The sequence below is a fragment of the Chryseobacterium cupriresistens genome (assembly GCF_046614675.1).
GTDB classification, from domain to species: Bacteria; Bacteroidota; Bacteroidia; order Flavobacteriales; family Weeksellaceae; genus Chryseobacterium; species Chryseobacterium cupriresistens.
The window spans coordinates 672,156-694,140 of record NZ_JBKKJT010000002.1; the positions used below are offsets into that span (position 1 = coordinate 672,156).

General features: G+C 34.9%; 22 protein-coding genes. 18 read left to right on the plus strand and 4 right to left on the minus strand.

Features of this window, described 5'->3' with window-relative positions:
* Positions 1–415: 415 nt before the first annotated feature.
* The 17 genes from ACLI50_RS08250 to ACLI50_RS08330 all read left to right on the plus strand — a co-directional run bounded on the left by ACLI50_RS08250 (position 416) and on the right by ACLI50_RS08330 (position 15,754).
* Positions 416–1,051 (plus strand): hypothetical protein, encoded by a 636-nt coding sequence (locus tag ACLI50_RS08250; protein WP_343639504.1) that lies wholly within the window; start codon positions 416–418, stop codon positions 1,049–1,051.
* On the plus strand, positions 1,048–2,178 hold the full coding sequence (locus tag ACLI50_RS08255; RefSeq protein ID WP_411413555.1) for a glycosyltransferase family 4 protein: 1,131 nt from the start codon (positions 1,048–1,050) through the stop codon (positions 2,176–2,178). The genes ACLI50_RS08250 and ACLI50_RS08255 overlap by 4 nt, the downstream gene beginning before the upstream one ends.
* A complete protein-coding gene (locus tag ACLI50_RS08260; RefSeq protein WP_343639502.1) occupies positions 2,162–3,196 on the plus strand; it encodes a polysaccharide biosynthesis protein in 1,035 nt (344 codons plus the stop codon). Before ACLI50_RS08255 ends, ACLI50_RS08260 begins: the two co-directional genes overlap by 17 nt.
* A 3-nt stretch (positions 3,197–3,199) precedes the next feature.
* Positions 3,200–3,622 (plus strand): WxcM-like domain-containing protein, encoded by a 423-nt coding sequence (locus ACLI50_RS08265; RefSeq protein WP_202841016.1) that lies wholly within the window; start codon positions 3,200–3,202, stop codon positions 3,620–3,622.
* Positions 3,623–3,624: 2 nt separating this feature from the next.
* Positions 3,625–4,743, plus strand: coding sequence for a polysaccharide biosynthesis C-terminal domain-containing protein (locus ACLI50_RS08270; RefSeq protein ID WP_202844137.1), 1,119 nt, complete (start codon positions 3,625–3,627; stop codon positions 4,741–4,743).
* 3 nt (positions 4,744–4,746) lie between these two features.
* A complete protein-coding gene (locus tag ACLI50_RS08275; protein WP_202841015.1) occupies positions 4,747–5,820 on the plus strand; it encodes an EpsG family protein in 1,074 nt (357 codons plus the stop codon).
* Positions 5,821–5,824: 4 nt separating this feature from the next.
* Positions 5,825–6,961 (plus strand): non-hydrolyzing UDP-N-acetylglucosamine 2-epimerase, encoded by a 1,137-nt coding sequence (gene wecB, locus ACLI50_RS08280; protein WP_343639498.1) that lies wholly within the window; start codon positions 5,825–5,827, stop codon positions 6,959–6,961.
* Entirely contained in the window at positions 6,958–8,163 is a 1,206-nt protein-coding gene (locus ACLI50_RS08285; protein ID WP_202841011.1) for a glycosyltransferase family 4 protein, read from the plus strand. Before wecB ends, ACLI50_RS08285 begins: the two co-directional genes overlap by 4 nt.
* Before the next feature lie 21 nt (positions 8,164–8,184).
* Positions 8,185–8,787: a sugar transferase gene (locus tag ACLI50_RS08290; RefSeq protein WP_202841009.1), complete on the plus strand. Its 603-nt coding sequence runs from the start codon at positions 8,185–8,187 to the stop codon at positions 8,785–8,787.
* 9 nt (positions 8,788–8,796) lie between these two features.
* Positions 8,797–9,390 (plus strand): acetyltransferase, encoded by a 594-nt coding sequence (locus ACLI50_RS08295; RefSeq protein WP_110010017.1) that lies wholly within the window; start codon positions 8,797–8,799, stop codon positions 9,388–9,390.
* A 20-nt stretch (positions 9,391–9,410) separates the two neighbouring features.
* The gene (locus tag ACLI50_RS08300; protein WP_202841007.1) at positions 9,411–10,547 is read left to right on the plus strand and encodes a DegT/DnrJ/EryC1/StrS family aminotransferase; all 1,137 of its coding nucleotides are present in this window, start codon (positions 9,411–9,413) and stop codon (positions 10,545–10,547) included.
* 15 nt (positions 10,548–10,562) lie between these two features.
* A complete protein-coding gene (locus tag ACLI50_RS08305) occupies positions 10,563–11,132 on the plus strand; it encodes a sugar transferase (RefSeq protein WP_202841005.1) in 570 nt (189 codons plus the stop codon).
* Positions 11,133–11,146: 14 nt separating this feature from the next.
* A complete protein-coding gene (rfbC, locus tag ACLI50_RS08310) occupies positions 11,147–11,692 on the plus strand; it encodes a dTDP-4-dehydrorhamnose 3,5-epimerase (RefSeq protein ID WP_110010014.1) in 546 nt (181 codons plus the stop codon).
* 95 nt (positions 11,693–11,787) lie between these two features.
* Complete coding sequence (gene rimO, locus ACLI50_RS08315) at positions 11,788–13,089, plus strand: 30S ribosomal protein S12 methylthiotransferase RimO (protein ID WP_202841003.1); 1,302 nt, start codon at positions 11,788–11,790, stop codon at positions 13,087–13,089.
* Positions 13,090–13,460: 371 nt separating this feature from the next.
* Positions 13,461–14,087, plus strand: coding sequence for a phage tail-like protein (locus tag ACLI50_RS08320; RefSeq protein ID WP_202841002.1), 627 nt, complete (start codon positions 13,461–13,463; stop codon positions 14,085–14,087).
* An 81-nt stretch (positions 14,088–14,168) separates the two neighbouring features.
* Positions 14,169–14,816 (plus strand): hypothetical protein, encoded by a 648-nt coding sequence (locus tag ACLI50_RS08325; RefSeq protein WP_202841001.1) that lies wholly within the window; start codon positions 14,169–14,171, stop codon positions 14,814–14,816.
* Between the two features lie 566 nt (positions 14,817–15,382).
* The gene (locus ACLI50_RS08330; RefSeq protein WP_202841000.1) at positions 15,383–15,754 is read left to right on the plus strand and encodes a septal ring lytic transglycosylase RlpA family protein; all 372 of its coding nucleotides are present in this window, start codon (positions 15,383–15,385) and stop codon (positions 15,752–15,754) included.
* Between the two features lie 62 nt (positions 15,755–15,816).
* Here ACLI50_RS08330 and ACLI50_RS08335 read toward each other — a convergent pair whose 3' ends face one another.
* The 4 genes from ACLI50_RS08335 to ACLI50_RS08350 form a co-directional block, all read right to left on the minus strand.
* Positions 15,817–16,581 (minus strand): exodeoxyribonuclease III, encoded by a 765-nt coding sequence (locus ACLI50_RS08335; protein ID WP_202840999.1) that lies wholly within the window; start codon positions 16,579–16,581, stop codon positions 15,817–15,819.
* Positions 16,582–16,669: 88 nt separating this feature from the next.
* Complete coding sequence (locus ACLI50_RS08340) at positions 16,670–17,047, minus strand: MliC family protein (protein ID WP_411413556.1); 378 nt, start codon at positions 17,045–17,047, stop codon at positions 16,670–16,672.
* Between the two features lie 118 nt (positions 17,048–17,165).
* Positions 17,166–18,710, minus strand: a complete 1,545-nt coding sequence (gene porX, locus ACLI50_RS08345) for a T9SS response regulator signal transducer PorX (RefSeq protein ID WP_110010007.1) — start codon at positions 18,708–18,710, stop codon at positions 17,166–17,168.
* Positions 18,711–18,842: 132 nt separating this feature from the next.
* A complete protein-coding gene (locus tag ACLI50_RS08350; protein ID WP_411413557.1) occupies positions 18,843–20,483 on the minus strand; it encodes a S41 family peptidase in 1,641 nt (546 codons plus the stop codon).
* Between the two features lie 237 nt (positions 20,484–20,720).
* Between ACLI50_RS08350 and ACLI50_RS08355 the strand changes: the two genes are divergently transcribed.
* Positions 20,721–21,947: an HD domain-containing protein gene (locus ACLI50_RS08355; protein ID WP_202840995.1), complete on the plus strand. Its 1,227-nt coding sequence runs from the start codon at positions 20,721–20,723 to the stop codon at positions 21,945–21,947.
* Positions 21,948–21,985: the final 38 nt, after the last annotated feature.

Consider the following 21,985-nt stretch of genomic DNA (forward strand, 5'->3'; position numbering starts at 1 on the left):
AAGTTCTTTGATTAGTAAGCTGGATATTATTACGGTGGGACAAAGTAAGAATTTGTTATTTTTATTAAGTATTATATTTTACTTACTTTCTGTTTATAACTTTAAATCCTTACAGCTTGACAATCTTTTTCAAATTTTTATCAATAGAAATGAAAATATAAGTAAACTGGGATATATCTATTTCACTCAACAAATTATCGGATATTATATATTATATCTCTATCTTTTAAGAGACCGGTTAAACTTGGTACAAAAGATCAACCTGGGAGTGTTTTTTATTACCTTCCTGTTATCTTCCCTGCTTACCGGCGGACGTACTCAGATATTGTACATGCTTATATTCTGTTTTATTGTTATACAAATAAAAAAGCCAGCATCTATTAAACAATTCTTTAAGCCCAAGTACATCTTATTGATGGCACTTTTCTTCGGAGTAATGTATATCATCCCAAAATTCAGAGGAACGGCAGCATGGAATAATGAAGGATTGGTATCTGTGATGACAACTAAAGATGAAAACTCTTATCAGTCTTATCAGTTGCTTTCTGATATGAGTGGACTGGATAGGTATTTATTTATCATAGATATGTTTGACAGACATGGCTTCTGGTATGGAGAAGGATATGTAGATGTAGTAAAAATTTTACTGCATCCCATTATAAGAAGCGATGTAAGTAAGCTACCAAAAGGAGATGATGGCCTTTACCTGGCAGTAATGTCAAACGAAAAACGGTTTATTGATAAACCTTACCGTGTAGATGATGATTATATGACTTCCTTTCCTGTAGGTAATTATGCAGCCTATATGAACTTTGGAATTATAGGACTGTTATTGGCTTACTTTCTTCTTGGAGGAATTGCCAATACTCTCTATCAGGGATGTAAGAAAGGACGATTTAAATATATTTATTTTTATACACTCTTTATTTCGGGATCTGTTGCCTTTTCGAATATTGGTCTCCTTAATATTATTATTAACTCTATTACCCTGGTAATTGTATTTGTTATTATCAGAATTTTTAGCCCGGGTAATATAAAACTACAAAGATGAAATTTGTTTTAATGGGAGTAAAATCCTCCCCTAAAAATATAAGTGGTCAGTCTATATGTTTTGATATGCTTTTGGACGAACTGAAAAAGCAAATGATTCCGTTCAAGTATATCACAGTAAGCGTAGATACCGACAGTAATTTTCAGAAGGTACTGGAATATCTTACAGCCTGCATCAAACTGATTTACTTTTATATGAAGACAATGGGTAAATCAAAGATTATCTACATTGCAGTTGCACAGTCCAGACTGGGCTTTTACAGAGATTTTATGTTTGTCTGGATTTCTGCATTATTCGGAAAGAAAATCGTAGCCCACCTGCATGGAGGCAATTTTAAAACATTCTATCTTGAACAGTCTCCTTTCCTTCAGAAAATAATTAAAAAAACATACGACCAATGTGACTGTATTATTGTTTTGTCCAGAGTATATACTGATCTTTTTGATTTTGTAGATAACTATAAAGAAAAAGTAAAGGTAGTTCCTAATGGAATTCCGGAATTTGATAACGACGAGTCAATAGAAAAAAAATATAATCCGACCAGACCGGTGATCCTGTATCTTTCTAATCTTATTGAGAGTAAAGGCTATCTGGATGTTTTGCATTCGTCCCTGATTCTTAAAGAAAAATATAATATTTCTCCACAAGTTTATTTCTGTGGAAACTTTTTAAGTAACTCGGATGATGTGACTTTTGACAGCGTTGAAAAAGCAAAAGATTACTTTCATAATTTTGTGAAAGAAAATAAGCTGGAAGACAATGTTGTCTATAAAGGGTTGGTTCAGGGTGAAGCCAAAGATCAGCTTTTAAAGAATGCTGACTTTTTGACTCTACCCACCAATTATAATGCAGAAGGGCAGCCTATATCTCTGATAGAAGGATTAAAGAATGGCTGTGTGCTGATTACAACCCAATACAGAGACATTCAGTATATGAATCTGGATAAAGAAACAGGTTTTTTTGTAAATTATAACGATCCTGAGGCTATTGCAGAAATGATCAGTAACGTGAATGAACAAGACTTTAAAAGAATGAGTCTGAATGCTCAGAAACATTTTAAGAACAGCTATTCTTTTATCAGTCATTATAATAATATAATAAAAATTTTCCATGAATATTCAAAATAAAGTATTACTAATTACTGGAGGAACAGGTTCTTTCGGAACAGCCGTTCTAAGAAAATTTATCAATACCGATCATTTTAAAGAAATCCGTATTTTTTCCCGTGATGAGAAGAAGCAGGATGATATGAGAAATCAATTTAAAAATGATAAACTGAAATTTTATATCGGAGATGTAAGAGATTACAGAAGTATTGAACAGGCTATGAGAGGAGTAGACTATGTTTTTCATGCTGCAGCCTTGAAGCAGGTACCTTCGTGTGAGTTTTTCCCGATGCAGGCATTAAAAACCAATGTAGAAGGAACACAGAATGTAATTGATGCAGCTGAAGCAAATCATGTTCAGAAAATGATTTGTTTGAGTACGGATAAGGCAGCTTATCCTATCAATGCTATGGGTATTTCCAAAGCAATGATGGAAAAAGTAGTAGTAGCAGCTTCCAGAAATTTGAAAAATACAACAGTTTGTCTTACGAGATACGGAAACGTTATGGCATCCAGAGGTTCTGTGATTCCATTATTTGTTAAACAGATTAAAAACGGTGAACCTATTACTATTACAGATCCAAAGATGACGAGATTTTTAATGTCATTGGAGGAAGCTGTCGAACTTGTTTTATTTGCTTTTGAAAATGGAAATACTGGAGACCTATTTGTCAATAAAGCACCGGCAGGAACTATCGGTGATCTGGCTCAGGCTCTTAAAGAATTGTTTAAAGCAGACAGTCCGATAAAAGTAATTGGAACAAGACATGGGGAAAAGCTTTATGAAACTCTTTGTACACGTGAAGAAATGCTGAAGGCAGAAGATATGGGAGATTTCTACAGAATTCCTGCAGATAACAGAGATCTTAATTATGATAAGTATTTTTCAGAAGGTATGAAAGACATTTCAAAAATAGAAGATTATCATTCTCATAATACGAAGCAGCAGGATGTTGAAGGAATGAAAAAACTTCTTTTGAAGCTTCCTTTGATCAGAAAAGAAGTATTAGGAGAAGATGTAATGCAATATCCGGACTAAAAAATGAATAATCCGGAAATTATTGAGGGTGGAAAATATGCTGATGAAAGAGGAAATCTGTTTTTCAATAATAATTATAATGCTTCTGCAATAAAAAGAATATATTGCATTGAGAATAGTAATATCGATTATATAAGAGGATGGGCCGGACATAAGACAGAACAACGTTGGTTTACAGCCATCCAGGGAGCTTTTATGATTAAATTGGTAAAAATTGATCACTGGGGTGAACCCTCAAAAGATCTTCAGATTCTTACTTTTGAGTTGAATGACGAAAAATTGGATGTACTTCATATGCCGGCAGGGTATGCCTCTGCAATTCAGGCAAAAGAAAAGGGATCGAAACTTTTAGTAATGGTAAATTATTCTTTAGGTGAAATTGATGATGACCATCGTTTCCCTCTGGATTATTTTGAAAATATGTAATGATGATAAAAATAGGAATAACCGGACAAAACGGTTTTGTAGGATCACATCTGTACAATACACTGGGGCTAAAGCCTGAGCGGTATAAAAGGATTGAGTTTGACAGATCTTTTTTTGATCATCCGGATCAGCTGGATGCATTTGCAAAACAATGTGATGTCATTGTACATCTTGCAGCAATGAATCGTCATCCGGATCCTGAAGTGATTTTCAGTAACAATATTGAACTCGTAAGGAAATTAATAGATTCTTTGGAACGAACAGAATCAAAGGCTCATGTTTTATTTTCATCATCTTCTCAGGAAGAAAGAGATAATCTATATGGAAAATCGAAAAAAGAAGGAAGAATGCTTTTGGCAGACTGGGCAAAAAAAGCTGGCGGAAAATTTACAGGAATGATTATTCCTAATGTTTTCGGACCTTTTGGAAAGCCAAACTATAACTCTTTCGTTGCCACCTTCTGTTACAAGCTTACACATGGTGAAACCCCTGTTATTGATAATGACGGCGAAGTGAAGCTAATCTACGTAGGAGAGCTCGTACAGGAAATCATCGGCCAGATAGAAGCGTCAGATTCCAAAGAGTTTTACGAAGTAGAGCATACTTCAGTAAATAAAGTCTCTGAAGTATTGTTAAAACTTGAAAATTATAAAAAATTATATTTTGATAATGGTGAGGTTCCACAGCTTACATCAGCTTTTGATCTGAACTTGTTTAATACTTTCCGTTGTTATTTTGATATTAAAAACCATTATCCTGTCAAATTCACACAACATACAGATCCGAGAGGAGCTTTTGTAGAGGTGATCAGACTTGGAATAGGCGGTCAGTGTTCATTCTCTACAACAGTTCCCGGAATTACGAGAGGAGACCATTTTCATACCAGAAAAATTGAAAGGTTCGCAGTAATAAAAGGAGAAGCACTTATCCAGTTGCGAAAAATTGATACTGATGAAATTTTCGATTTTTATCTGAAAGGGGATGAGCCCGCTTATGTAGATATGCCTATCTGGTATACCCATAATATTAAGAATATAGGAAATGAAGATCTTTATACCATTTTTTGGATTAACGAAGCATTCAACCCGGAAGATCCTGATACATATTTCGTAAAAGTATAATCAATGTATACACCGGTTGCTTTTTCAATTGTATTCTATCTGTTTACATCATTGCTGGTCACAGCAGTTGTGATAGATAGTTATTCAAAAAAACGGTTACTCAGTATAGATGGAAATACAGGCTATTTCTATCTTATTCCTCTGTTTTTAGTTATCCTTATTGGTTTCAGACCCGTAGGTATCACTGGTTTCACAGACTCCGAAATGTATAGGGAATTCTTTGATATAGCACGTGTAGAAGGTATTTCGCCCATGCCGAATAAGGATTTGTTTTTCGGGTATTTTATTTTGTTTACCTCTTATATTACCAATGAGAGAGGTTTTTTTATCTTATGTGGTTTAGTATCGGTAGCACTGTTGGTATTGGTATCAAAACATATTTCTAAAAAGCACTGGATATTATTTTTTATCTGTCATACAGCTTCCCTTTATTACTGGAATTATAATGTATATGGTATCAGACAGGGGATGGCATCCGTCATGTTTTTATATGGGGTTTTTATTAAAAACAAATGGTGGAAGTCTTTACTCATGTTACTAGCATTTGGATCTCATTTTTCTTTGGGACTTCCGGTATTGGTATATATCTTCTCAGGACTGATAAGCAAAGTTGATAGAAAATTCTATTGGATTTGGGGATTGGCAATTCCTGCTTCTTATTTTTTTGGAATTGAAATTGAACATACTGTTGCCAACTTAATCCCGGATGAAAGAGCACAATATTTTATAGAAAATATTGATGAGCAGGTATTCCGTTGGGATCTGATTGCCTATAGTTCGGTTATCATGGCAATTTCTTATTATTTTATATTCATTGAAAAGATAAAAGATGTCACTTATCATAGGATAGTGAATGTTTTTATTTTTACAAATACTATATTTTTATTTTTGGTAAGAGTAAATCACGCTCATAGATTTGCCTATTTATCCTGGTTTTTAGCTTCATTAATCATTTTTTATCCGTTTTTTATTAATAACGATGAAAAATTGAGAAACAAATACAGGTTGTTCTCGCAAACTTTACTCGCGTTTTTTACCTTTGTAGTTCTCCATTTTATAAGAATAACTTTTTTATAACCATATGATGAAATTAAAAGTAATGACAGTCGTGGGCACACGGCCGGAAATCATTAGATTATCAAGAGTGTTAACCGCTTTAGATACTTCTGAAGCAGTAGAACACATTGTAGTCCATACAGGACAAAATTACGACTATGAACTTAACCAGATCTTTTTCGACGATTTAGGTTTAAGAAAACCTGACCATTTCCTGGAAGCAGCAGGAAAAACAGCTGCAGAAACAATTGGAAATATTTTGGTTAAAATTGATCCGCTTCTCGAGGAAGTGAAGCCAGATGCGTTTTTAGTACTCGGAGATACAAACTCATGTTTATGTGCTATTCCTGCCAAAAAAAGACAGATTCCGATTTTCCACATGGAAGCCGGAAACAGGTGTTTTGATCAAAGAGTTCCCGAAGAAACCAACAGGAAAATTGTAGACCACATTTCAGATATCAATTTAACATACTCTGATATTGCCAGAGAATACCTTTTGCGAGAAGGACTTCCTGCTGACAGAATCATTAAGACGGGATCCCCGATGTACGAGGTTCTGAATCATTATCTTCCCAGAATTAAAAATTCCGATGTTCTTACTAGATTAAATCTTGAAGAAGGAAAGTATTTTGTAGTATCATCCCATAGAGAAGAAAATATTAATTCAGATAAAAATTTCAGAGGACTCATCAACAGCCTTAATGCAATTGCAGAAGAATATCAATATCCAATCATTTTTTCAACTCATCCCAGAACAAGAAATATGATTGATAAAATGCAGGTGCAGGTGAGATCTGAAATTCAGTTTCTAAAACCCCTTGGGTTCCATGATTACAATGCTCTTCAAATGAGAAGTTATGCTGTACTGTCGGATTCCGGTACTATTTCAGAAGAATCCTCAATCCTTAATTTCAGAGCGCTTAACATCAGAGAAGCACATGAAAGACCTGAAGCTATGGAAGAAGCTTCTGTTATGATGGTGGGATTATCTCCTGAGAGAATTTTGCAGGGATTGGTACAGCTTAAGCAGCAGCAGACAGGAGAAAATAGAAACTACAGACTTGTGGCAGATTATTCTATGCCCAATGTGTCAGAAAAAACGGTTAGAATTATTGTAAGCTATACCGATTACGTTAACAGAGTAGTCTGGAGTAAATTATGAATATAATGTTTCTTACCTTAGTGAAGATAAATACCTTAAAAGAACGTGGTATTTATCAAGATTTAATGCGGGAATTTTCCCAGCATGGGCATTACCTGTATATAGTTTCCCCTGTTGAAAGATGCGAAAATCAAAAAACTAATGTGAAAAAAGAAGGGAATACTGTTTTTCTGAATGTAAAGACACTTAATATCCAGAAAACGAACTTTATTGAAAAGGGAATTTCTACCTTAACAATCGATAAACTATTTCTGAGAGCCATCAATAAACACTTGCCAGAAGTAAAATTTGATCTGATTATTTATGCCACGCCTCCTATTACTTTTACAAACCTTATTAAATATATCAAAAAAAGAGATCAGGCTAAAACATATCTGCTCCTAAAGGATATCTTCCCCCAGAATGCTGTTGATATGCAGCTGATGTCTAAGAAAGGATTACTATACAACTACTTTAGAAATAAAGAAAAAGAATTATATTTGATTTCAGATAAAATTGGGTGTATGTCTGATGCCAATCTAAAATTTGTGATGGAGCATAATCCTTTTATTCCCAAAGAAAAACTGGAGGTAAATCCAAATGCTATTGAGCTCTTACCTATAAATAAAGAAATGAGTTACCAATATAAAGAAATTCATGCTAAGTATGGCATCCCTGAAAATAGGAAAATCTTTATTTATGGTGGGAATTTGGGAAAACCTCAGGGAATTGATTTTGTGATAGAAACCTTAAAAACTAAATCAGAAGATGACAGATTATTTTTTGTGATAGTGGGCTCAGGAACAGAATTTGGCAAAATGAGGAAGTGGTTTGATACTTTCCGCCCCAAAAATGCTTTGCTTTTGTCTGCTATTCCAAAAACTGAGTATGACCTGCTGGTACAGTCCTGTGATGTCGGGTTGATCTTTCTGCATAAAGATTTCACCATCCCGAATTATCCATCTCGTTTACTCTCATATCTTGAGTTCAGATTGCCGGTCCTTACAGCTACAGACTCTTCTACAGATATCGGAACAGATGTAGTTAAGAATAATTGTGGCATAGCCGTGCATTCGGCAAATCTTCAGGAGATGATAAAAGCAATAGATAAATTTGTAGAAATGGACAGTAATGATTTTGAAGAAATGAGAGAAAACAGCAGAAAATTCCTGGAAAGAGAATTTTTGGTACAACAATCTTATGATAAAATTATTAACGCTTAAAAATAAAGAGAAAAGAAAAAGATGTATCGTGTTTTTGTAAAAAGAGTTTTTGATTTTATATTAGCCTTAACCGGTTTGCTTATAATAAGTCCTGTGTTTATTGTTTTTTTTATTGCTTTGGCCATCGCAAATGAATGGAAACCTTTTTTCTTTCAGAAAAGACCTGGCAAAAACGGTAAAATTTTTACCATTATAAAATTCAAAACAATGAATGACAAAACAGACTCTGAAGGTAATCTATTGCCAGATGCAGAGAGACTTACGGCAGTGGGATCGTTTGTCCGTAAAACATCTATAGATGAAATTCCTCAACTGATTAATGTTTTGAAAGGAGATATGGCATTAATAGGGCCAAGACCGTTACTGGTACAATATCTGCCGCTTTATAATGATCATCAGGCAAGAAGACATGAAGTAAGACCGGGAATTACCGGCTGGGCACAGATTAACGGTAGAAATGCTATTTCTTGGGAAGAAAAGTTTAATTTAGATGTCTGGTATGTGGATCATGTATCCTTTATCCTGGATCTGAAAATAATATTTCTTACTATAAAGAAAGTTTTTATAAAAGAAGGTATTTCAGCCGATGGACACGTTACCATAGAACCATTTCAAGGAAATTAATTAATAGCTATGTATTTATTTGGAGCAAGCGGACATGGAAAGGTAATTGCAGATATTGCTGCTGCTAATGACATAAAAATTAAGGCATTTATAGATCAGGATGTCACTAAAAAGGAATGCTATGGATCTCCGGTTTTGAATAATTTACCGGATGATAAAGAAAAACTGATTATTTCAATTGGCAACAATCTGATCCGTAAGAAAATCGCAGAACAGATTAATCATAAAATTGGCACTTTAATACATCCCAAAACAATCATTTCAGGTTCTGTGAAAATAGAAGAAGGAACAGTAATCATGGGAGGCGTGGTAATTAATGCAGATACGGCCATTGGAAAACATTGTATCATCAATACCAATGCATCTGTAGATCATGATTGTGTGATTGAAGATTTTGTTCATATTTCTCCCAACTCAGCACTTGCCGGAGGAGTGGAAGTAGGTGAAGGCTCTCAGATTGGAATAGGAGCTTCTGTAATCCAGGGAATCAAAATAGGAAAATGGTGTGTAATTGGTGCCGGTGCAGTCATCATTACCGATGTTCCCGATTACTCAGTTATTGTGGGAAATCCGGGGAGAATTATCAAGAAAAATATTATATAAACAAGTTACTAATCAAAAATATGAATACTAAAATCTGGCTGTCCTCACCGCATATGGGAGGGAATGAACAAAAATACATCAACGAAGCATTTGAAGAAAACTGGGTAGCTCCGTTGGGACCTAATGTTAACGGATTTGAAGGTGATCTGGAGCAGTTTTTAGGTGGAAGTGTAAAAGTGGCTGCGCTGTCTGCAGGTACTGCAGCATTACACCTTGCTCTTATCGAATGCGGAATTGTACATGGCGATGAGGTGATCTGTCAATCCATGACTTTCTCTGCTTCAGCCAATCCAATTGCGTATTGTGGGGCAATTCCTGTTTTTGTTGATAGTGAACCGGTTACATGGAATATGTGCCCTAAAGCACTGAGAGAAGCCATCGAAGACAGAATCCAAAAAGGAACAAAACCTAAAGCAATCATTGTAGTACATCTGTATGGTATGCCGGCAAAAATGGACGAAATTACTGCCATTGCTCAGGAATTCCAGATCCCTTTGATAGAAGATGCTGCTGAAGCCCTGGGCTCAACTTATAAAGGACAGGCTTGCGGTACATTCGGCCGTTTTGGAATTTTAAGTTTTAACGGAAATAAAATTATTACCACTTCAGGAGGTGGAGCTTTGGTTTGTCATACTCAGGAAGATAAAGATAAAACCGTTTTCCTTTCTACACAGGCCAGAGATAATGCTCCCCACTATCAGCACTCACACATCGGTTTCAACTACAGAATGAGCAATATTGTAGCAGGAATAGGAAGAGGACAGATGGAAGTGCTTAAGGACAGGGTTGCTGCCCGTAGAGCAATGCACAATTTCTATGTTGACCTTTTCCGCAATATTGAAGGGGTAACTGTACTCTCAGAGTCGAATGATGATTTTTATTCCAACCACTGGTTATCTGCAGTGATTGTTGATCCGGAAATGACAGGAAAAAACAGAGAAGGTTTAAGACTTGCATTTTTAGAAGATAATATAGAATCAAGACCGCTTTGGAAACCTATGCATTTGCAGCCGGTTTTTGAAACTTCTCCTTATTATGGCGGGAATGTTTCTGAAAAACTTTTTGATAACGGATTATGCCTTCCTTCAGGCTCTAATCTGTCAGAGGATGACAAAGAAAGAATAGCAAAGGTTGTTCATTCTTACTTTGGACTTTAATATTATTTGAACTTAATGAATCAGTATAAATATTGGAAAAAAGTTTTTGATTTTGTCTTATCGGCAATATTGATCCTTTTTCTTATGCCTGTACTGATTATTTTATTTGTGATTGCAAGTCTGGATACATCTTCCAACGGAATCTTTTTTCAGACCCGGATAGGGCAGTATGGAAAGCCTTTTACCATTTTTAAGATTAAAACAATTCATGAACAGAAGAGAACATGCTCAAAAATAGGGCAGACTCTCAGAAAATTTAAGCTCGATGAATTTCCGCAATTGTTTAATATTGTAAAAGGTGATATGAGTTTTGTAGGTCCCAGGCCTGATATTGAAGGATATTACGATAAACTTGTCGGAGAAGACAGGAAAGTTCTGGAGCTGAAACCCGGGCTTACCTGTGAAGCAAGTATTAAATATAGAGACGAAGAATACCTTCTGAAAAACCAGGAAGATCCTTTAGCTTACAATGATGAAGTGTTATTTCCGAACAAAGTAAAAATGAATCTGGACTATTTTGAAAAGATGTCTTTCAAAAACGATATAAAGATCTTGTTTAAAACATTAATAACCACATTGAAATAGAGTTTTTAACTATTATGAAAATTAAAGAAACCCCGCTTAAAGACTGCTACATCATAGAGCCTACCATATTTGAAGATGAAAGAGGCTACTTCTTTGAAAAGTTTAATGAAAAAAAATTCGAAGAACTTACCGGAATGAACGGGCACTTTGTGCAGGATAATATTTCCAGATCTTCCTACGGAGTATTAAGAGGCCTGCATCTTCAGAAAGGAGAACATGCCCAGGCAAAACTGGTTTCCTGTCTTGAAGGAAGCGTTTGGGATGTGGCTGTAGATCTTAGGGAAGATTCTCCTACATTCGGAAAATGGTTCGGAATAGAACTTACTGCTGAAAACAAATTACAGCTTTATGTGCCGAGAGGTTTCGGACATGGTTTTTCTGTATTAAGTACCCATGCTGTATTTTCGTATAAATGTGATAATTTTTACAATAAAGAGTCAGAAGGCAGTGTAAAATTCAATGATCCTGATCTTAATATCGATTGGAAGGTAGATGAAAAAGATGCCATACTTTCCGAAAAAGATCAGAACGCTCCTGGATTTAAAGAAAAAAACTTTTAAAGCATATCCCTGAAAACCACTTTTATAAAGTGGTTTTTATTTTTTAATCCTAACTCTCCAATATTTTGTATCTTTGCAGACTCAAAATCAAAACGATGCGTACAAAATCTGTAGGGAAGAAGAAAATCAATGTAGTCACTCTTGGATGTTCCAAGAATGTATATGATTCTGAAGTATTAATGAGCCAGCTGAAAGCCAATGGCAAAGAAGTGGTTCACGAAGACCGTGGGGACATTGTGGTCATCAATACCTGCGGATTTATTGATAATGCCAAAGAAGAATCTATCAATACGATCCTCGATTACGTTGACGCTAAAAACAGAGGCGAGGTGGAAAAAGTATTCGTTACAGGATGTCTGTCTGAAAGATATAAACCGGATCTGATCAAAGAAATCCCGGATGTAGATCAATATTTCGGAACAAGAGATCTTCCGGTACTTTTAAAACATCTGGGAGCAGATTATAAACATGAACTGGTAGGAGAAAGATTAACAACAACTCCAAAACATTACGCATACCTTAAAATTTCTGAGGGTTGTGACCGGCCATGCTCTTTCTGCGCCATCCCTTTGATGAGAGGAGGGCATATTTCAACACCCATCGAAAAACTGGTTTTGGAAGCTCAGAAACTGGCAAAAAAAGGGACAAAAGAATTAATTCTTATTGCCCAGGATCTTACCTATTATGGGTTGGATCTGTATAAAAAAAGAGCATTAGGTGATCTTTTAAAAGAGTTGGTAAAAGTAGAAGGAGTAGAATGGATTCGTCTTCACTATGCTTTCCCAAGCGGTTTCCCTGAAGATGTTCTTGATATTATCCGCGAAGAACCTAAAATCTGTAATTATATAGATATTCCTCTTCAGCACATCAATTCAGACTTGTTGAAATCTATGAAAAGAGGAACTACGCATGAGAAAACAGATGCCCTTTTAGGAAAATTCAGAGAGAAAGTTCCTGATATGGCAATCAGAACAACGCTTATTGTTGGATATCCCGGTGAAACAGAAGAAAGATTCCAGGAACTTAAAGAATGGGTAAGAGAGCAGAAGTTTGACCGATTAGGATGTTTTACCTATTCGCATGAAGAGAATACTACAGCTTATGTTTTGGAAGATGATATTCCACAGGAAGTAAAAGAGGCAAGAGTAGAAGAAATTATGGAATTGCAGTCTCAGATTTCATGGGAAAAAAATCAGGAAAAAATCGGTAAAGTATTCAGATGTATTTTTGACCGTAAAGAAGGTAATTATTTCATCGGAAGAACTGAGTACGATTCACCGGATGTAGATAATACGGTTTTGGTTTCAGCTGAAGATACTTATATTTCTATTGGTGAATTTGCAGACGTGAAAATTACTTCTGCCGAAGAGTTTGACTTATACGGAGAGTTAGTTTAGCTAAAGGCTTACTAATCAAGTCAAAATAGTATTTCCAAAATCAAATTATTAATGAAAATTAACATAGAATTTTCTCGGTAATATATTTTTATTTTATTGATAATCATATAATTAGAGTTTTTTGTGTAATTAAGAATTTTTAATTTTCTTTTATAATGTAATTAAAATCGAAAATTATCCTTAAATTTGCGCAAGAAGCAATATTTTTAAATCATGTGCTTTCAGCAAGTTAATCATTAAATAAGCTAAAAGTCAATTGAAATAGTTATTGTATTACTTTGGCTTTGTTTTAATGTTCACAAGTTGAGATGTATCATCTCTTTTTGGAAATATTGATGAAAAAAAATGTAATTAAAAATCTTTAAAAACTTATGAAAAAATTTTTATTAACAGCAATTATGCTTGTTGGCCTTTCGGCTGTTTCTAAAGCTCAACAGGGGCGAGTGGGGATTAACACAACCACACCTGCCGCGACTTTAGATGTAGTAGCAAACACTACGGATAATGCAAGACCTGACGCCTTATTAGTCCCTCGTATGACAGCAGCCGAATTATCCGCTAAGGATGATACTAGTGGAACATATGCTGCGCCTCAAAATGGAGCCATTGTTTACATTACTTCAGGAACCGGTACAGGAGCTAGAAAAGCTAAAATTACTGGCCCTGGTTTCTATTATTTTGATAATACGGTTCCAGAATGGAAGCCTTTTGGGGGTGGTGCAGCTCCTTCAGGAATGACTGTAAGAGCACAAACAGCTTCTACAATCTCAGATGCAGACTTGAATAATGCAATCCTGGTTACTTCAAATGTTACATTTAACTTAGCTACATTAACGAAAACCAACGGTAAAACTATTACATTTATAGATGCAACCAATGGAGCCTTCTTTAGTGTATCGGGAGCTCATAGTACTGCTTCAACGACACCTCTTCAATCAGGTGGATCTTTGTCTTATATTTGTGATGGGACAAACTGGTATAGCTATAGTTCATTCTAATAACAAAACACAATTATGAAAGTATATTTAACATCAGCATTGTTTGCCATTGTTGCGGCATCAAGCACTTTTTTCGCTCAATTGAGATCAAATGGTACTGTCAGTGCTACAGTAGCTACACAATCCGTATTCTTAGATGCTTCTGCAAACGGCTTTACAACATCAACTAGTAATGGTAAAGGATTAGCATTTCCTAGAACAAATTTAACTACGTTCACTTTTGTAACACCAGTAACTAGTGCACTTAATTTCCCTACAGCATATGATGGGATGATTGTATATAACTCCACTGCTGGTACTACTCCTGCTACAGGATCAGGTATCGGAAACCAAACGGTAGGTGTAGGTTTTTACTATTTCAGCAACCCTACTCCAACACCAGCATTCTCTTCGGCTTCAGGACAATGGTTACCATTAGGGTCTGCTCCGAAAGAAAATATTCTTACTACTGAAACTGTTACAAACAGACAAGTAAATAATGCGCAGATTTATGGTATCAAAGGAACTTTTACTGCAAATGGAACTACTACTGCAGTAACAATCCCAGCGCCAGGTGGAATTACAGCATTGTACGGAATTACTATTTATAAGGCAGGTACTAATAATGTATATTCCAGAGAATTGTATTCATATGATATATCTACTGGAGCTGCTGTTACAGGTTCTCCTAGTATGTCTGTAGTATATCCAAGTGGTACATATGATTATGTTTTAGAATATTTAAAATAGTATAATACTTAATTATATAATAAAAACCAATGAGAAATCATTGGTTTTTTGCTTTTTACAGAGAAGGATGTTCTTTTATTTTTTCGGGTAATACATCGTGATTGAATCACTTTTTGAACAATTGAAATCAAATATGGACTGATAATGAATCAGACTTTACATTTTAACAAAATAAAAAGGTGTTAAAAATCAATTGCATAATCTCAACAGATGAAGCTAAAGAGCTTCTGAGAAAAGTTTTTTCCTAAAGTTGAATTTTAAGACTTTAAAATTTTAACAAGTAGTTTTGAAATTTTATTTTAACTCTATGATTTTTGTAAAATATTGATTATCAATCTATTTTAGATTTGTTGTTTTTAAATTATGCATGAATTAGTTAATTATGTTAACTTTTTAGATCTTTTTTTAACATTTTTTAACAGTGTAACTTAAAAGCCCTATTTATAGTGCTTTGCAAGGATTGTTAACTTTTTATTAGTGTTTTGTTAACTGATTTTAACATATGGAGTAGGGTTTTCTGAAGATTCCTGATACTTTTGTCCCGTCAAAACCAATAAAAGTTCAAAATGATGAAAAGATTCATTCTCGTAATCATAATGATGATTTCAACCCTAGGTGTTTACTCATTTACAAGTAATACCTTAGATGCGAAAAAAACAAGTTATGCATCGTACTACCACGATAGATTTAACGGTAGAAAAACCGCTAGTGGAGAAATCTTTGATAATTCAAAGTTTACTGCAGCAAACAGAACGCTTCCATTTGGAACAAACGTTAAGGTAACCAACCTTAAAAATGGTAAAGAGGTAATAGTGAGAATTAATGACAGAGGGCCTTACCATTCATCAAGATCTTTAGATATGTCTAAAGCTGCGTTCGATGAGATTGGAGATATCAGTCATGGTACTATTCCAGTCGAATATGAAATTGTCGATTAATTTTATGATTTAAATTAAAAAAAGCCAGCTGATTCAGCTGGCTTTTTGTATGGATATCTGTTTTATACATCCAGTTCGACTAAAGCAGGACAATGGTCGGAATGTACCGCTTCCTTTAAAATGACAGCCCTGCTGAGCTTATCCTTTAAACTATAGGAAGTGAAATTATAATCCAGTCTCCAGCCTTTATTTCTTTCCCTTGAGTTTTGTCTGTAGCTCCACCATGTATAATTGTCAGGTTCATTGTTAAAGAACCTGAAACTGTCAATCAGTTCGCATTCATTGATAAAATTGGTCATCCATTCTCTTTCCATAGGAAGAAACCCTGAAACATTCTTTAAACCGACAGGATTGTGAATATCGATAGCCTCGTGGCAGATATTAAAGTCTCCGGAGATAATAAGATTAGGAATTTCTTTTTTTAAATTTTTAATATACCCAAGAAAGTCATGGCAGAACTGCATTTTAAAATCTAACCTCTCAATATTAGATGCAGAAGGAACATATACCGAAATCGCGGAAAATCCGTCAAAATCTGCACGGATGATTCTTCCTTCATTATCATAGCTTTCGATACCACAACCATACTCTACATGGTTGGGTTTTATTTTTGAGGCAATTCCGACCCCGCTGTAGCCTTTTCTTACCGCTGAGTGCCAATAACTGTGATATCCCAATTTTTCAAGGCTTTCGATGTCTATCTGATCGTTTCCGGCCTTACTCTCCTGAATACAGATGATATCCGGATCGGCAGTCTTCAGCCAGCCCAGAAAATCTTTCGTAAAAGCCGCCCTGATTCCATTAACATTGTAGGTGATTAATCTCATAAACAAAATAAATTTTTTCAAATGTAGGGAAATAAAAAAAGCCGGTTCTGAATTTCAAATCCGACTTTTATATACTGAGTAAGTGATTTTAATTTTTAAAAACTGTTTTACCGTCTTTTGTCAGTTCTATTTCCTCGCCTTTTCCTCTCAGTTCATAATGGTCATTCTTGTACCATATTCCTGATGCAGGTTTTTGTCCCTGAAGCTCAATGGTTTCATTGTTGAATACTACAGTAGCCGTATTTTTGGTATTGTTGAAAGTCATATCCAGGGTTTTCCCGTTCTTGTCTTTCGAAGTACTTTTTACAATTTCATCCTGAGTACCTGAAACAGCTGCTGAATCAGATGGCTTGGATACAACACTGTCTACAGAAGCGGGAGTGGAATCTGTTGTTGTCTTTTCTTTATTACATGAGGTTAAAAATAATGCTGAGAATGCTGCTGCAATAAAAATGTGTTTTTTCATAAATATATATTTAAGGTTGTCTGTTGATATGCAAAATAAGTGCCTTAAAAAAGAGGCGGAAAAAATCTTGCGATTTTTTCCGCCTTTAAACCCAAAATTAAATAAACTATGAAAAAAACTACTTGGGTTCTAAAATACTGATAGGAATAATACACTCTTCAAGTGAAATTCCACCATGCTGGTAAGTTTCTTTATAGTAATTAACAAAATGATTGTAATTTTTAGGATACGCCAGGAATATATTGTTTTTAGCAAAAATATATTTCGAACTTAAATTTCCTTTGGGCAGGAAAAGCTTTTCCGGATTGGTAATAGCCCATACGTCACTGTCATCATACGTTAAGCTTTTGCCTGTTTTATATCTGATATTCGTAGAAGTTTCTCTGTCTCCTACCACTTTACTTGGCTTTTTAACATATACAGTACCGTGATCTGTTGTGATCACCAGTTTATATCCGTTTTCTGCAGCTGCCTTAATGATCTTCAATAAAGAAGAGTTTTCAAACCAGTTGAAGGTAAGGGAACGGAAAGTCTTATCATCACGAATCAGCTGGTCTACAATATGATTGTCTGTTTTTGCATGCGACAGGATATCAATAAAGTTGTACACAATAACCAGCAGGTCATTATTTTTATGCTGGTTGAAATCGTCATAGATCTTTCTTTCAAAATCAGCGTTCAGTACTTTAAGATACTTCATAGACTTTGAACCAAGACCGATTCTCTTCATCTGATCTTCCAGGAAGTCACGCTCAAACTCATTTTTATTTCCTTCTTCGTTATCATTAAACCATTTATCAGGGAAGCGTTTTTCTATCTCAGACGGCATTAATCCTGCAAAGAAAGAATTCCTTGCATATTGTGTTGCTGTCGGAAGAATACTATAATAATAATCTTCCGATATTTTATTGTAGTATTTTGTAAATAAAGGTTCGATTACTTTCCACTGATCATACCGAAGATTATCCACCATCAGTAAAAGAACTTTCTCTTTTTCCACTTCAGGCTTCACTTTTTCCTTGAAAAGCGTGTGGCTCATCATCGGTTTGTCTGAATCTGTAAGCCAGTTTTCATAATTTTTCTCAATGAATTTGGCAAACTGAATATTGGCTTCTTCCTTCTGAGACTGCAGAAGATCGGCAAATTCATTGTCTGCTACCTTATCAAATTTGATTTCCCAGCTAAGAATCTTTTTATAATACTCAGCCCATTCCTGATACGTTCTCAAATAAGAAAGTTCCATGGAAAGGTTTCTGAATTCCTGCTGGTATTGTAAAATTGTTTTTTGTTCCACAAGATTATCCTGCTGAAGGTTTTTCTTTAAAGACAGTAATATCTGATTGGGATTTACAGGCTTTAATATATAATCGGCAATCTGGGAACCGATCGCTTCTTCCATAATGTGTTCTTCTTCGCTTTTGGTTACCATGACGATTTTTAAGGCATTATCTTTTTCCTTAATCATAGGAATTGCCTCCAGACCGGAAATACCCGGCATATTTTCATCAATTAGCGTTAAAGCAAATTTCTCTGAATCCATAAGTTCCAAAGCCTCATTTACATTGTTAACAGGCGTTACCTGATAACCTTTCTTTTCTAAAAATACGATATGAGGTTTAAGTAAATCTATTTCATCATCTATCCATAATATCTTTTCTGACATAATTTATTTTTTACATGGTTATTGTATCAAAATGTTGACCAAATCCTTTTAAAATCTCACAAATTCAAAAGATTAAAAGTTAAATATAAGTTAAATGAAAATGGCGTAGGATAATTCACATTTTCACTTCACTTAATTAGTGGTTTTTATATACTCCAAAGCCTTTTCCAGCACTTCATCTTTTCCGTTTTTTATCCCTTCAATACTTGGTTTTACCAGAATATCGGGAATGATTCCTATTCTTTGGGTTTCCCTGCCATCAGGATAATAAGCACCTAGGCCTGTAAACCGTGTATTGAGATCAGCAATTTTAAACATAATGACATCTCCGTTGGCTCCTGAAGTATTACTACCAATAATTTTAGCTTTCGGATGCTGTTTGAACATCATTGTCGTGGTTTCTGCCTGGCTTTGTGTATTCTCATCTACTAAAACGATGACATTTCCTTTATAGTATTCAGGATTTTTCCTGCCGATGACATTTTTTCTGCTGTAGAATTTGCCGGGATAGCTGGTATCAGGAAAAGTAAACTGATAATAGATTACCGGGTTGGGAAGAAGAAGAAAGCTTAAGGGTACAATCGTTTGTTTTGGATAATTCCTGAGATCAAAGATAATGGATTTTGTGGATTTTAAACTGCTGTACATCTCATCAAGATCATCCTTTTCAATCATCCCCATATTAACATATCCGGTTGTCTTTTCATCATCCATCAATTTCCACTTTTTTACAACAGGTTTCTTTTCACGAATAATATTCTTACTAAGATATGTTCTGGTTTTTATTTCTATATTTTGTCCTTCTCTTTCAATCTTTAAAGAAACAGAATCATTGCTAGTGAAAAGCAGCTTGTCTTTTATTTTGCTGACCTTGCCCCATGAATTGGAGGCAGGTACATACTTTCCCAAACTGTTGATCATCTGTGGAATAGTTTTTCCTTCAATATCATAAATAACATCTCCGGTATGCAGTGGGCCTTGATGTTCAGGCCGTGTGTCATTAACTTTTGTAATCACTAGTTTTCCTTCAGCATAAATATATTCTACAGGAACTTTTCGTTGACCATACAGATGAAGCTGAATCTCCTTTGAAGAAAGATAAGCGTGTGAATCATCCGTTTTAGCCACTAGTTCTGCTAATGTTAAGTGAAAATTTTCATCATTATCAACCAATAGAAATTTGGGAATCATTTCTGTAAGTACATCATTCCAGTTCTGATCGGTTTCATATTTATAAGGAAAGAAATATTCCACGTAATTCCAGTATCTGAATAGCTCCAGTAAACTAATGGCTGTGGAAGTGAATTGAGAACCATAGGATTTTTCATTCCTGAAATATATTTTTCTTCCCCCTTTTCCCACATAGTGATTGTCTCCAAGATTTCTGTTTTTTTCGATGTAACGAAGCTTTTGAGATACATCATCAGAGAAAATTTGTGAATTGTCCATCCAGCGTAGATCAAAATTTTTAAGGAAATACACCTTCTGATCTTTAACTGAACATTCTTTACATGGCGGAACTTCTCCCAGGCTCTCAATCCATTCAGAATAAAAATTATTGAGAGACTGCTTATCATTAATATTTTCAAGTTCATTGATTTTTTGAAAAAGCTGCTTATCCCAGTTAAGATTTCCTTTTGCCACACGGGGATGGTAATATTTTAAAAATCCCCAAATCCTGCAAAGAGATTCCAGCTTTTGGGTCTCAGTGATGATCTGTGCGGAAATGTTCAAACTTAAAAGTAAAAAGAGGAAAAGCGGGAAGCGTCTCATTAAAGGTTGCTGTGTTTTCTCTCAAAGATAATCCTTTAATATAACAGACGCAAAAGGTTTTCAAAAAATCTCGAATTGATAATAAATAGATATTTAGGAATTTCTGAAGTTGATATGAAGATGTTTTTGATGAAAAATATTTGGTGTATAATTATGTTATCCCAAAATCTTAATAGTAATTTAATAAAAGGCTAAATTTTAAAATGCCTAACTTTGTTTACTAATACTGAAGTTTCAATGCAGAATAAGCTAAAAATCATCAACGATCCTGTTCACGGGTTTATCAAAATTCCACACGAAATTTTATTTGATATCATTGAGCATCCTTACTTTCAGAGATTAAGGAGAATCGGGCAGACCGGACTTCTGAACCTGATATTTCCCGGTGCTACCCATACAAGATTTCATCATGCTCTTGGAGCGATGCATTTGATGTTTACAGCTTTAGAAACATTGAAGCAGAAAGGAGTGAAAATTTCTGAGGAAGAAGAAAAAGGAGCGATGCTGGCCATTTTGATGCATGATATCGGTCATGGTCCGTTTTCACACGCATTGGAAAGTATGCTGATGGATGACTGGCATCATGAGAATCTTTCTTTGCTGCTGATGAATAAGCTTAATGAGGAATTCCAGGGCCAACTATCCATGGCTATTGAAATGTTTCAGGGGAAGTATCACAGAAAGTTTTTTAATCAGCTGATCTCTTCCCAACTGGATGTTGACCGTTTGGATTATCTTAAAAGAGACAGTTTTTTTACAGGTGTTTCCGAAGGAAATATTAATACCCAGAGAATTATCTCTATGATGAATGTCTGCGAAGAAGGCGAACTGGTGATTGATGCAAAAGGAATTTATTCCATTGAAAATTTCCTTACTGCCAGAATGTTTATGTATTGGCAGGTGTATTATCATAAAACTTCAGCCTTGGCAGAGTTTCTTTTGGTTAAAATCCTTGAAAGGGCAAAATATCTGATTTCCCAGGGGGTAGAACTTCCGGCAACAGACAATCTGAAATATTTTTTATACCGTGAAAAGAGCGGTGCCACAGATGAAGATATAGAAAGATTTACTCAGCTTGATGATAATGATGTAATTCAGGCCATGAAAGAATGGCAGAATTCAGAAGATTTTGTATTGTCATACTGGTGTAAATGTGTAATTCAGAGAAATTTGCCTAAAACAATTATTTCATCACATCCTTTTGGCCAGGAAATAATTGAGGAAAAAATAAAAAAGAGTAACGAACTTTTCGGAATCGATAATGGTGATGAATTGGTTCATGAAATTAAAAGAAAATTATTGCCTTATCATGCAGAGAAACAGCCCATTTATTTACTGCATAAAAATGGAAAAAGAACAAGGCTGCATGAGTCGGAAGATCAGCTTTTATCAGGATTAATCGTAAATAAGACGACCCGCTATATCCTTATGTTTCCAAGAGATATCTCCAGACTGGACTCTTAAAGAATATTAAAATTTACGATCTGAAACTAAAACATGTT